At 71.7% G+C, this 12,103-nt stretch carries 11 protein-coding genes; 6 read left to right on the top strand and 5 right to left on the bottom strand.

Features of this window, described 5'->3' with window-relative positions:
* Nucleotides 1–65: 65 nt before the first annotated feature.
* Both R2J76_RS01830 and R2J76_RS01825 read left to right on the top strand, forming a co-directional pair.
* Nucleotides 66–1,097, top strand: coding sequence for a zinc ribbon domain-containing protein (locus tag R2J76_RS01830; RefSeq protein ID WP_316414065.1), 1,032 nt, complete (start codon nucleotides 66–68; stop codon nucleotides 1,095–1,097).
* Nucleotides 1,098–1,110: 13 nt separating this feature from the next.
* Entirely contained in the window at nucleotides 1,111–1,569 is a 459-nt protein-coding gene (locus tag R2J76_RS01825) for a hypothetical protein (RefSeq protein WP_316414064.1), read from the top strand.
* Between the two features lie 444 nt (nucleotides 1,570–2,013).
* Here R2J76_RS01825 and rfaE1 read toward each other — a convergent pair whose 3' ends face one another.
* Genes rfaE1 through R2J76_RS01810 form a run of 3 tightly spaced genes read right to left on the bottom strand, consistent with a single transcriptional unit; the run spans nucleotide 2,014 to nucleotide 4,930 of the window.
* Nucleotides 2,014–3,018, bottom strand: coding sequence for a D-glycero-beta-D-manno-heptose-7-phosphate kinase (gene rfaE1 / locus R2J76_RS01820; protein ID WP_316414063.1), 1,005 nt, complete (start codon nucleotides 3,016–3,018; stop codon nucleotides 2,014–2,016).
* Nucleotides 3,015–3,197, bottom strand: a complete 183-nt coding sequence (locus tag R2J76_RS01815; protein WP_316414062.1) for a Trm112 family protein — start codon at nucleotides 3,195–3,197, stop codon at nucleotides 3,015–3,017. The genes rfaE1 and R2J76_RS01815 overlap by 4 nt, the downstream gene beginning before the upstream one ends.
* Before the next feature lie 8 nt (nucleotides 3,198–3,205).
* Entirely contained in the window at nucleotides 3,206–4,930 is a 1,725-nt protein-coding gene (locus R2J76_RS01810; protein WP_316414061.1) for an electron transfer flavoprotein-ubiquinone oxidoreductase, read from the bottom strand.
* A 55-nt stretch (nucleotides 4,931–4,985) separates the two neighbouring features.
* Here R2J76_RS01810 and R2J76_RS01805 point away from each other — a divergent pair, with 55 nt between their 5' ends.
* Both R2J76_RS01805 and lepB read left to right on the top strand, forming a co-directional pair.
* Nucleotides 4,986–5,357: a 6-pyruvoyl trahydropterin synthase family protein gene (locus R2J76_RS01805; protein WP_316414060.1), complete on the top strand. Its 372-nt coding sequence runs from the start codon at nucleotides 4,986–4,988 to the stop codon at nucleotides 5,355–5,357.
* Entirely contained in the window at nucleotides 5,354–5,788 is a 435-nt protein-coding gene (lepB, locus tag R2J76_RS01800; RefSeq protein WP_316414059.1) for a signal peptidase I, read from the top strand. The genes R2J76_RS01805 and lepB overlap by 4 nt, the downstream gene beginning before the upstream one ends.
* 278 nt (nucleotides 5,789–6,066) lie before the next feature.
* On the opposite strand, the gene R2J76_RS01795 is transcribed toward lepB, so the two are convergent.
* A complete protein-coding gene (locus R2J76_RS01795; protein WP_316414058.1) occupies nucleotides 6,067–7,509 on the bottom strand; it encodes an aminotransferase-like domain-containing protein in 1,443 nt (480 codons plus the stop codon).
* A 135-nt stretch (nucleotides 7,510–7,644) separates the two neighbouring features.
* On the opposite strand from R2J76_RS01795, the gene R2J76_RS01790 reads away from it, so the two are divergent.
* On the top strand, nucleotides 7,645–9,453 hold the full coding sequence (locus R2J76_RS01790; protein ID WP_316414057.1) for a DUF4382 domain-containing protein: 1,809 nt from the start codon (nucleotides 7,645–7,647) through the stop codon (nucleotides 9,451–9,453).
* Here the strand turns inward: R2J76_RS01790 and R2J76_RS01785 are convergent.
* Nucleotides 9,422–10,738, bottom strand: a complete 1,317-nt coding sequence (locus R2J76_RS01785; RefSeq protein WP_316414056.1) for a glycosyltransferase family 2 protein — start codon at nucleotides 10,736–10,738, stop codon at nucleotides 9,422–9,424. The genes R2J76_RS01790 and R2J76_RS01785 overlap by 32 nt on opposite strands.
* Before the next feature lie 54 nt (nucleotides 10,739–10,792).
* Here R2J76_RS01785 and murA point away from each other — a divergent pair, with 54 nt between their 5' ends.
* Nucleotides 10,793–12,103 carry a UDP-N-acetylglucosamine 1-carboxyvinyltransferase gene (murA, locus tag R2J76_RS01780; protein WP_316414055.1) on the top strand — a complete coding sequence of 437 codons (1,311 nt, stop codon included), beginning with the start codon at nucleotides 10,793–10,795 and terminating at the stop codon, nucleotides 12,101–12,103.

Genomic DNA, 12,103 nt, shown 5'->3' with positions numbered 1-12,103 from the left:
GGAAGCTGCACAATCTCCCAAATGGGCCTATCCTTTAAAAAATTGTTTCCACTCCGGAGATGACCGTGACAGAAACCATTCGGTGTCCAGGCTGCTCCACCCGCTTCACGCTGACCCCCGGGCGCGTCCATGCCGGCCTGCGCCGCGCCAAATGCTTCCGGTGCGAGACGATCTTCGACATCGCGGAGGTGGTGGGAAGGCTTCTGCCGGAACCCGCGCCCGCGCCCGTCCCCGAACCCGCTCCCATGGAGGAGCCCTCCCTCTTCGCCCGGTTCGACGATCCGGCCCCCCCCTCCCTGACCCTGGGCGACCTGGAGGGCGCCGACGACGAGATCATGGAGAAGACCCTCGTGATCAATCCGCCCCCCGGGGAGGCCGCGGCGGAGGCGGAGGCCACGGCGGAGACGGAGGCCGACCCCGAGGCCGGCGCCTCCGGAAGCTTCTCCTCCGCCCGGGACGCCATCTCCAAGCTCATGGGCGAGGACGCCCCCGCGGCCCATGCCTCCACCAGCGAGCGCCGCTTCCTGGGTTCCCGCAGCCCCATGGACGTGGAAGCCACCCTCAGCGCCCTGGACGTCACCCTGGGCGGCAACGCGCCGGCGCCTTCCCCGGCCCCGGAGGCCACCACCTCCACGGTCAAGCTTTCGGCCCAGGAGATCCAGGCCGCCATGGCCTCGGTGGGTGCCCGTTCCTTCGCACCTCCGCCGCCCCCGCATCTGCCGCCCCCCCCTCCCCCGCATCTGCCGCCCCCCCCTCCCCCCCGGGCGGAAATGCCCCCCCCGCCCCGGCCCCTGGAGGCCCCCGCCGCCCCCGGCGCCGAACTCCTGAAGATCCAGATGGAACAGGAGACCATGAACAGCGTCTCCATCGACCAGGTCACCGCCTGGATCGAACAGGGCCGCGTCCACGAGTACCACATGGTGGCCCGGCAGTTCAGCGACCACTGGATCGAGGCGGTCAAGGTGCCCGCCCTGCGTCCCGTCTTCGAGCGCCGGCGCCGGGACGGCGTCCCCTCCTCCGCCGAAGTGCCCGCCCCCGCCCCGGAGATGGCCCCCGCCAAGAAGAGCCTCTTCGGCGGCCTCTTCGGTAGAAACTGACAAAGGAAGCCCCATGCTCTCCCTTCTCCTGCCGGCCCTGCTCGCCCTCACCCCCCAGGAACCCGCCCCCGCCAAGGCCCCCCCGGCCCAGCCCCTGAGCTTCGCCAGCTACCGGCTGCCCTTCACCTGGAACGCCCTGATCCCCATCAACGGCGTGGAGCTGGACGGCCTGAAGGTCACGTCCATCTATTTCAACAAGCGCGAAACCACGGTTTGGCCCCTCAAGGGCGCCGATTTCGGCACCCGGGCCAAGGTGGAGGTCTCCAACACCGCCGCCAAGGGCCGCACCCCCGGCTTCTCCGTGGCCGTCTTCGACGCCGAGGACCGCCTCCTGGGCGTGGCCTCCGGCGGCACCAAGATCGGCAGCGTCGGCGCCGGCACCACCGAAACCTTCGACCTGAACTTCCGCCAGGTCCTGGAGCGTCTCCCCAAAGGCGACCACTTCTACCTCAGCATCGAACTCAGGGACTAGGTTTTTCGGCGCACGTGTCCCGGATGGGCGGCCCGGTTCGTTGACGCAGACAAGCTGCGTCAACGGAGAACTCACGACCAGGGGGGCGTCGGGGGTGTTCGCACGCTCCGACTTCGATGATGGGGTGGGGCGAAGGGGAAGGTAGGGGCTCCCCACGGGGGCCTAGGGGCCAAGGGGGCGCTTCAAGTGGGCCGTGCAGGATAGGGATCCGCGCCGACGCTGACTGGTCAACGTCGGCGCGGAACAGGTATCGGCCGGGAGCACTCGAAGCGGGTCGAACGGGCATAGGCCCTCCCGGGGAGTCCCGTCTTCCCGCCTTCCCAATGGCTCGTCAGTGCCGGCGTGTGCGAACACCCACGCCGAACCCAAGGCGGTGAGCTCTCCGCTGACGCAGCTTGCCTGCGTCAGCGAACCGGGGCGTACGTCCGGGACACGGGCCTTCGTTCAGATGGCTTCCTGGTCCTGGTAGTGGCGGAGGATTTCTTCGGGGGTCGCGGTGGCGGTGCCCATTTTGCCGACCACCACGCCGGCGGCGGCGTTGGCGAGCATGGCGGACTGCTTCCAGTCGGCGCCGGAGGCGATGGCGGCGGCGAAGACGGCGATGACGGTGTCGCCGGCGCCGCTGACGTCGAAGACTTCCCGGGCCTCGGTGGGGATGAGCCAGGGCTCCCGGTGCAGGGCCTCGGGCGTGAAGAGGGCCATGCCCTTCTCGCTGCGGGTGACCAGCAGGCCCTTGAGCTCCAGGGCCTCCACCATGGCCAGGCCCGCGGCGGCCACGTCGGCGTCGCCCTTGGCGGGCAGGTGGCTGAGCTCGGTCAGCTCCTTGGTGTTGGGGGTCATGAGGGTGGCGCCCCGGTAAAGGGGGGCGTGGGAGGGCTTGGGATCCACGATCCACGGAATGTCCAGCCGGGCGCAGAGGAGCCGGACCCGGTCCATGACCGGGGCGTTCACGGAGCCCTTGGCGTAGTCGGAGATGATGAGGGCCCCCACGCCTTCCAGGGCCGCCTCCAGGCTCCGGCACAGGCCGTCCACCGCCGCGGCGGAGAAGGGGTCCGTCTCCTCCCGGTCGATGCGCAGCATCTGCTGCTGCTGGCCGATGACCCGGGTCTTGATGATGGTGGGCCGGGTGGGGTCCACCACCAACCGGTCCTGGGTGATGCCCAGGCCCGCCAGCAGGCCCCGCAGGCGCCGGCCCGCGGCGTCGTCCTGGAGGGTGCCCACCAGGACGGGCTCGGCCCCCACGGCCTTGAGGTTCGCGGCGACGTTGGCGGCCCCGCCCAGCACCGCCCGTTCCCGGGAGACCCGCACGATGGGCACGGGCGCCTCCGGCGAGATGCGGCTCACCTCCCCGAAGAGGTACTCGTCCAGCATCACATCGCCCAGCACCGCCACCCTGCGGCCCCGGATCAGCCCCAGGAGGGCGCCGGCCTGTTCCCGGTCGAGTCTCATCGGTCCCCCTTGGCGGCCCTGTCCTGGAGCATGACGGGGATGCCGTCCTCCACGGGGTAGACCCGCCCGCAGGTTGCGCAGGCGAGCCCTTCGGGCGTCTCGGTCAGTTCGCCATGGCAGGCGGTGTCGCCGTCCACGGCGGGACAGCACAGGATTTCCAGAAGGCGCGGATCCAGCATGGGGCCTCTCAGCAGAGGGTGTACTTGGGACCGCCGCCGCCCTCGGGGGGCGTCCAGAGGACGTTCCCTTCGGGGCACTTGATGTCGCAAGTCTTGCAATGGACACAGTTGGAAAAGGCGATGTCCACCCGGGACACGCGCCCGGCGGCGTCGGGGTGCATCTCGTACACCTGGGCGGGGCAGAACACGGTGCAGGGGCTGCCCTTGGTCTCCCAGCAGGAGACGCAGACCTGGTCGCCCTTGACGATCTTGAGATGGCCGGGCTGGTGCTCGTCGTGGAGGGTGCCCGAGGCGTACACGTCGTCCAGCTTGGAGAAGGTGAGGGCGCCGTCCGGCTTCACGCCCCAGTCCAGCATGTCGCGGTGGAGGCCCTCCCGGCCGTAGTGGGCCTCGGTGGTGGCGGTGGCGTCGGCGTCGGTGCCCATGCGCAGGGGATCCCCCGGCGCCCAGCCCCCCGTGACCTGGCCCAGGGCCAGCTTGAGCACCGCCCCCGGCGTGGGCCCGTGGGCGAGGACCCCGTGGAAGTTCCGGGCCCGGTAGAGCTCGGTGCCCGCCCAGGAATCCAGGTAGGCCCGGCTGTAGCGCAGGAGGGAGGCTTCGCCGAAGTCTCCCTCGGCCAGGGCGTCGGCGATGGTCTCGGCGGCGCACATCCCGCCCTTCATGGCCAGGTGGATGCCCTTGAGGCGCCCGGCGTTGACCATCTGCGCCGCGTCCCCGGCCAGCATGCCGCCCGGGAAGGCCAGGCGCGGCATGGAATTCCAGCCGCCGATGGCCAGGGCCTTGCCCCCGTACTGCACCATGCGGCCTCCGGCGAGCATCGCCTTGATGCGCGGGTGCGTCTTGAATTTCTGGAGCATGAGGTGGGCGTCGGCGAAGGGGTCATGGGTGTCCAGGGACACCACGTAGCCCACCGCCAGCCGGTCCCCGCCCATGCGGTAGACGAAGGAGCCCCCGCTTTCGCCGTCGGCCTGGGGCCAGCCCGCGGAGTGCAGGACGAAGCCCTCCGGCACCCGGCCCGCGGGGATCTCCCAGATCTCCTTGGCCCCGGTCTCGTACACCTGGGGATTGACGGACCCGGCCTGGAGCCCCAGCACCTCGTCCAGTTCCCGCATGAGGTGGCCCCGGGGGCCCTCCCCGAAGACCGTCACCTTGGCCCGCAGGTTGTTGCCGGGCTCGAAGGTGGGCCGGGGGGACCCGTCGGCGTTCACGCCCCGGTCCGCGGTCTGGACCCCGGCGACCCGGCCGTCCTCCCAGAGCACCTTGATCCCCGCGAAGCCGGGCAGGAGCATGACGTCCACCCCCGGCACCTCGCGCTTCTCGATCTCCGCCGCCATCCAGCGCACCATCCGGGACAGCGAGACGATGGGGAACCCGTGGTTGGCCAGGAAGGGCGGGGGGAAGGGCGCCTTCAGGCCGCCCCGCTCCGTGAAGTACCACACCTCCTCGGAGGTGACCCGGCCTTCGCAGGGGAAGCCCCGTTCCGCCCAGTCCGGGCAGAGCTCGTCCAGGGCCGCGGGGTCCAGCACCGCGCCGGAGAAGGCGTGGTCCCCGATCTCGTCCCCCTTCTCGATGAGCCCGATGGTGAGCCCCGTGATCTTCCGGGCCTCCAGAAGGTCGAGCAGACGCCAGAGGCCTGCCAGGTTGGCCGGGCCGGCCCCCACGAAGAGGACATCGAATTCCAGGTCCTCCCTCTCCACGCCGGGACGGGCAAGCTGGGTCGAGAAATCGGGCATGGGCGCTCCAACAGAACCCGCCCAGTTTACCGCGCGCGGTGGCAGAATCTTAGGAATGGATGCGCCCCGCCCCGCCCCGCCCCAGGACCTGCACTTCGAGGCCGCCGTCGAACGCCCCCTTTCGGTGGTGTACCGCGGGGAGGAAGGGGCCTGGGAGGGCCACGACTACCGGGTGGAAGTGATCGCCACCCGCCTGGGTCTGGACGGCTTCGACGTGGTGGTGGACTTCCGGGACCTGGAGGCCGCCCTGGACGCGCTCCTGGAGCCCCTGCGGGGACGCCTCCTGGGGGAGATGGGCCTGCGGGGGCCCATGGACCTGGCCCGCCTCCTGGCCACGGAACTGGCCCTGAAGGTCCCGCCTCCCGCCCGCCTGGCGGAGGTGGCCCTCACCGACGGCCAGGGACGCCGGCTGGCCTACCGCCCGTGATCTCCCCGAAACTCCTGGCCGCTGCCCTGGCCCTGGGCTTGGCCCCCCTGGCCCTGGTGCACCCCGTGCGCATCTCCGGCCGGAGCATGGAACCCGCCCTGAAGGACGGGGACCTGCGCCTGGCCCTGCGCGCCTGGTGCGCCGGCAAACCCGCCCCGGGCCAGGTGTGGCTGGCCGAGGGCCCCTCCGGAACCATCGTCAAGCGCCTGGTGGCCGGCCCCGGCGCCCGGGTCGAGATCCGCGACGGGGAACTCTGGGTGGACGGGAAGTACCTCCAGGAACCCTATGTGGCCGTCACCGAACGCGCCTCCGGGGGCCCCTGGGACACCGGCGCCGGGTTCTTCCTCCTGGGCGACAACCGCGGCGAGAGCATGGACAGCCGCAACTGGGGACCCCTGGCCAGCACCCGTTTGGAGGCCAGGGTCCTGTGAGGTGATCCCCTCTTCATCCCCTTCATCCTGTTCATCCCATTTGATCCCTGTTCCCGCAGGGCCGGGGATGAGATGGGGCGGCGCATCGTTGATCTGCATGCGCCGACCCATCCCGGCTCTGGCCCTGCGGGAACGGGGATCAAATCGGATGAAAGGGATGAAGGGGATACGAAGTTGAACTGAGCTCGTTCCGGGTCGAGGAGCCGGACCACGGGTTTCCTGGAATAGGTATCTATTGGCATCGATTGTGGCAGTTGGAGTGGGTCGCAGCCTTGGGTCTAGGTCATGCGCGGCACCGCCTCCTGCAGTTCCTCGGGGGTGTACGCCATGAATCCCAGCCGCGTCGCCGCCAGCGCTCCGCCCTCCAACCGGAAATAGGTCCCCGGCCGCAGCTTGATCCCCTTCAGGCCGCAGGACCGCACCCACAGGCCGAAGCGGGCCGGGTCCGCCATCTTGCCCTGGCCCCGGAGCCAGAGGCCCATGCCGCCCAGGGCGGGGTCGAAGGCCAGGAGCCCCGGCAGGGCGAAGCGCAGCGCGTCGAAGAGCGCCTCCCGCCTATCCTGGCAGGCCTTGCGCACCCGGCGCAGGTGCCGGGCCATCTCGCCGTCCAGGAACAGTTCGGACACGGCCCACTCCAGCACGGGGTCGCCCTGCCAGTCCATGCGCTGGCGGGCCCGGGCGAAGCGGTCCGCCAGGAGCCGGGGCACCACGATGAAGCCCAGGCGCAGTCCGGGGGCGACGAGGCGGGAGAGGCTGCCGCAGTAGAGCACCTGCCCCGTGGTGTCCTGGGCCGCCAGGGGCGGGGTGGGGGACTCCAGGTAGTCGTACTCGGGGTCCAGTTCCAGGATGGCGAAGCGGTGCTCCCGGGCCAGGGCCAGCACCCGCTCCCGGCGGTCCGGGGCCAGGGGGGCCCCGGTGGGGAAGTGGCACTGGGGCGTGAGCACCAGGAGGGCCAGGCGGGTGCCGGCCAGGAGGGCCTCCAGGGCCTCCACCCGGATCCCGCCGGCGTCCACGGGCAGGCCGTGGAGCCGGGCCCCGGAGGCCTGGCGCAGGGTGTCCCACGCCAGCGGATTGCCGGGGTCCTCCACCGCCACGTCCCCGTCCCCGTGGCCGATGAGGGCCTGGGCCACCAGGTTGACGGCCATGGAGGTGCTCCGGATGAGCAGGAACTGCGCCGGGTCCCGCACCAGGGCCCGCTGCTCGGCCAAGTGGTCCGCCAGGGCCGTGCGCAGGCGGGCGTGGCCCAGGAACTCCGTGGCCTGGAGCAGGGCGGGCCCCTTCAGGCGCAGGGCCCTGGGGTAGGCCTTGGCCAGGGCCTCCATGGGGGCCAGGCGCGCGTCGGCCACGCCGTCGGAGAAGTCCAGGGCCACGTTCAGGGCGCTGGTGATGGGCCGCAGGCTCCCGGGCACGTCGAAGCCGGGGGCGGCGCTGGCCGGGGCGGAGCCCCCCTGGGGACGGCGCTCCGGTAGGGGATCCACCACGAAGAAGCCGCTGCGGGGCCGGGCCTCCACCCACCCCTGCTCCTCCAGGGCGCGCAGGGCCGTGAGCACGGTGTTGCGGTGCACCCCCACCCGGTCCGCCAGCTCCCGCACCCCGGGCAGGGCCTGGCCCGGCCGGATCTGCCCGGCGCGCACCGCGGCCAGGATGGCTTCGCCCACGCGCACGTAGATGGGGCCCGTCAGGGCGGGGTCGAGGGTCAGGTTGAGTTCGCGGGCTCGCAAGGCCATCCGTCCAGGGTCCAGCCTTGAGTGGACACCCGGGGGGCATCTGGCACAACCGGGAAATGGGGATGTGTACCTTACCCCCGCCCCGGGGCGGCCGGATCCTGGATCCGCCAACCTCCCAGGAGCCCGCCCATGAACCGAACCCGCCTCCTCCTCCTCGGCACCGGCCTCGGCGCCGCGGCCCTCACCCTCGCCTGCGGCGGCGGCGGCGCCACCGCCACGCCCGCCGTCCCCGCCCAGGGCACCGTCGGCTTCATCACCACCGACGCCGCCACGGAGTCCTGGTCCAACGTCGGGATCATCATCCGGAAGGCCTCCCTGGTGCTGGCCTCGGACACCTCCGCCGCCAGCCCCGTGGTCATCTACGACGGGTCCAGGGACACCACGCCGGTGAACCTCCTCCAGGAGGACCAGGTCGACGAGCTGCTCTCCCACGCCACGGGGGTCCCCGCCGGAACCTACGACCGCCTCATCGTGGAAGTGGACGGCAGCCCCGCCAACATCACCCTGGTGCCCGCCGCGGATCCCGCCACCGGCGCCGTGCCACCCGCCATCGACCCCTCCCTCATCAAGGTCCGGGGCACCGCGGACCCCGCCCAGCCGACCTGGATGGTCCTGCCCACCATCACCCTCGCCTCCCCCGTGGTGGTCACCGCCAACGCCACCACCGCCGTGGCCGTGGACTTCGACCTCTCCCACCCCGCCTTCATCGCCACCCACGATGTGCCCACCGCCGCCGGCGGCCAGACCCTCTACGTCGTCAATTTCGGCACCCGCGGCATCTTCCGCCACCGCCCCGCCGCCGCCTTGACGGCGTACTACCTGCGCCGGCACCTGGGCACCGTGGCCTCCGTCGCCGCCGACGGCTCCAGCTTCACGATGCTCACCGAGCACGGCCAGACCCTGCGCATCCTCGCCGACAAGGGCGCGAACCCGACCCTCTTCCACAACCTGGACGCCAAGCCCGTCACCGCCGTGGCGGCCTCCTCCGTGCCGGCCACCCTCGCCGCCGGGCTCCAGGTGGAGTGCACGGCCCGGTACCAGGCCGACGGCAGCCTCACGGCGGTGCGGGTGTGGTACTCCGCCACCGCCAACCTTCCCGCGTGGAGGCCCGAAGGCCACATCACCTTCGTGGATCGCGCCAACAACCTCATCCGGGTGCTCGACTCCGCCGGCAACCCCAGGACCTTCCTCGTGAACGCCGCCACCAGGTGGTACTTCAAGGGCGACGTCTCCACGGACCTCTCCGGAGGCGACGGCTCGGCCTTCCTCTCCCAGGTGGAGCGGTACTTCAAGGTGCACCTCACCGTGGCCGACCCCACCGCCTCGCCCATGACCGCCACCTCCGTGGACATCCAGCGGGGCGTCTTCGAAGGGTCCGTGGGCCCCGCCACGGCCTCCGGCTTCACCTACACCCGCACCTTCGGGGACCTGGCCACCGCCACCCACGCCCTGGGCTACGGCGCCTCCTTCTCCAGCTGGGACTTCACCTTCCCCGGCCTCGCCACCACGGGCACCGCGGGCTTCCTGGCCGAGGCCAATTCGGGCATCGTCCTGGACACCTCCGGCACCCCCTTCAAGCCCTACGGCATCAGCACCCTGGACTGGTCCTCGGGCTGGAACGCGGCCAACGCCGTCTTCATGCCCATCGGCATCTCCCCCTTCGCCCAGACCGTCACCGGGGCCTTCGCGGCGGGTTCCCTCCAGATCACCGCCCGGGGCGCCTCGGCCGTGCCGGTCACCGTGACCCTCGACGCCACCGCCCAGGAGCAGCCCCTGGTCACCACCTTCACCCGCCAGGCCGGGGCCGCGGTCACCGTGGCCACCGTGGATTCCTCCCAGTGGGCCTCGGTGCTGACGGCGGGCGCCAAGGTGCGGGTCTTCGGGGTGCCCGACGGCACCGGGAAGCTCAAGGCGTACTACGTGAACATCTATCGGTGAGCGCCAGCAGTTCCGGGTCGCCGGGGAACGCCGCCAGTCCGAGGTCGAGGATCCCGGCGGCGCTCTCCGGCTCCCCCGCGTCCAGGAGGGCGTGGATGACGATCTGGTGCCACAGGGTCCTGCCGCCGTCGGGCACCGCCCGCAGCGCGTCCAGGGCGTCCGAGGCCACCCGCGGATCCCGGTGGCGCGCCGACTGCCCCACCAGGGCCTCCCAGAGGAGGAGGTCCCGGGGGTTCTGGTCCAGGCCCGCCTCCAGCACCCGGCGGGCGGAGTCCAGGTCCTCTCCCTCCTCCAGCAGCGCGGCCAGCTTGAGGAAGGGCAGGGTGTAGTGGGGGTCGGCGTCCAGGGCCCTCAGGTAGTCGTCCTTGGCCTCGCCGGTCCGGCCCAGCCTCCACAGGGATTCCGCCCGGGCCCCCAGGGCCGCGGCGTGGTCGGGCTTCTGGCGGAGGATGTTGCCGAACCACAGGAGGGAATCCTCGTACCGCTCCAGCCCCTGCAGGGCGAGCCCTCCCCCCAGCCACACCAGCATGGGCGCCCGGGGGGCCGTGGCCCGGAAGCGCTCCGCGGCCCGGCGCACGTCCTCCCAGGCCTCCACCAGCAGGCCCTCCTGCACCACGTTGTACTGGAGCTGCAGGTCCCGGGGCCGGGCCTCGGCCTCGGCCCGGGCCAGGCGGAAATACTCGCCCTGCTTGGCCCGGTCCCGGGCCATGTCCAGCTTGCCGAAGTGGTGGATGGGCACGTCCAGCTCCGGCGCGGGCAGACCCTTCTCCTCGAAGTACAGCTCGGCGATCTCGTGGACCCGGCCCCGGTACACGTCCTCCCCCCGCCTGCGGAAGAGCCGGATGGCCTTCTGGAGGTAGTAGTGGCTGCACTGGGCGCCCTCCCCCGTCTCCCGCTCGTTGCTCCGGGCCGGGCCGTCCATGCCCACGAAGGCCCCGCTGCGCAGGTAGTTCCTTATGGGCAGGGTGAAGGCCTGGGGTCCCGGCCCTTCCAGCGCGGCCCGCAGGGCGGCGTGATCCGCGGGATCGATGGCCTCGTCGGCGTCCAGCACCAGGATCCAGTCCCCGGTGCAGGACCGGATGCAGGCGTTGCGGGCGGCGGCGAAGTCGTCCACCCAGGTGAAGGCCTCCACCCGGGCCCCGAAGGACCGGGCCAGATCCCCGGTGCCGTCCGTGGACCCCGTGTCCAGGACCACCAGTTCGTCCCAGAGGCCCCGGATGGATTCCAGGCAGTGGCCCAGCGAACCGGCTTCGTTCTTGACGATCATGGCGGCGGAAAGGCGCAAAGTTCGCTCCCGGGGACGCCTCAGTTTATGCTGGAACCCAGGATTGGAGTGTCGATGGACAGGCTGGTGATTCAAGGTGGCGTCCCCCTGCAGGGGCGCGTGGCGGTTTCCGGGGCGAAGAACGCCGCCCTCCCCTGCATCGGCGCGGCCCTCCTGGGCGGGGACCCGGTCACCCTGCGCCACCTGCCGGCCGTCTCGGACATCCGCACCATGCTCCGGGTGCTCCAGGCCCTGGGGTGCACGGCCGAGGTGACCAAGGACGAGGAGGGCTTCGAGCTCACCGCCGTGGTGGACGCCTCGGGCGTGGCCGCCGGCGGCCTCCAGGCCCCCTACGAACTGGTCAAGACCATGCGCGCCTCCATCCTCGTCCTCGGGCCCCTCCTCGCGCGGTACGGCAAGGCCTCGGTGTCCCTGCCCGGGGGCTGCGCCATCGGCGCCCGCCCCGTGAACCTCCACCTGGAGGCCCTGGAGCGCATGGGCGCCGTCATCGAGATCGACAAGGGCTACGTGGAGGCCCACGTGCCCGCGGGCCGCCTCAAGGGCATCGACCACACCTTCGAGAAGGTCAGCGTCGGGGCCACGGAGAACATCCTCATGGCCGCGTGCCTCGCCACCGGCACCACCATCCTGCGCAACGCCGCCATGGAGCCCGAGATCAGCGACCTGGCCGAGATGCTGGTGTCCATGGGCGCGCCCATCGAGGGCATCGGCACCTCCACCCTCACCATCCGGGGCGTGGACGCCCTGGGCGGCTGCGACCACGGCATCATCCCCGACCGCATCGAGGCCGGCACCTTCCTGTGCGCCGTGGCCGCCGCCGGGGGCGACGTGCTGCTGGAGCGGGTGGAGCCCGCCCACCTGCGGTCCATCACCGACCTGCTGGAGCGCTGCGGCTGCGTGTTCACCGAGCGGGAGGGCCAGGCCGGGCTGAACCTGCGCATCCAGCGCGAGGCCGGCCAGAAGCTCCACGCCAAGGACGTCACCACCACCCCCTACCCCGGCTTCCCCACGGACCTCCAGGCCCAGGTCATGGCCGTCATGACCCAGGCCACGGGCATCTCCGTGATCCGGGAGACCATCTTCGAGAACCGGTTCCAGCACGCCATGGAACTGGAGCGCCTGGGGGCCAACCTGCGCATCGACGGCGGCACCGCCATCGTGGCCGGCCCCAGCGCCCTCACGGGCTGCACCGTCATGGCCACGGACCTGCGGGCCTCGGCCACCCTGGTGATCGCGGGCCTGGTGGCCAAGGGGGAGACCACCGTCGACCGCATCTACCACCTGGACCGGGGCTATTCGGGCCTGGAGCAGAAGCTCAAGGGCCTGGGGGCGCGAATCGAGCGGGTGGGTGGAGGAAAAGTCTAG

The sequence above is a fragment of the Mesoterricola silvestris genome, assembly GCF_030295405.1.
In the GTDB taxonomy this organism is placed as follows: Bacteria; Acidobacteriota; Holophagae; order Holophagales; family Holophagaceae; genus Mesoterricola; species Mesoterricola silvestris.
Note: the sequence above shows the minus strand (reverse complement) of the source record. Positions and strands in the feature narration are given on the sequence as shown.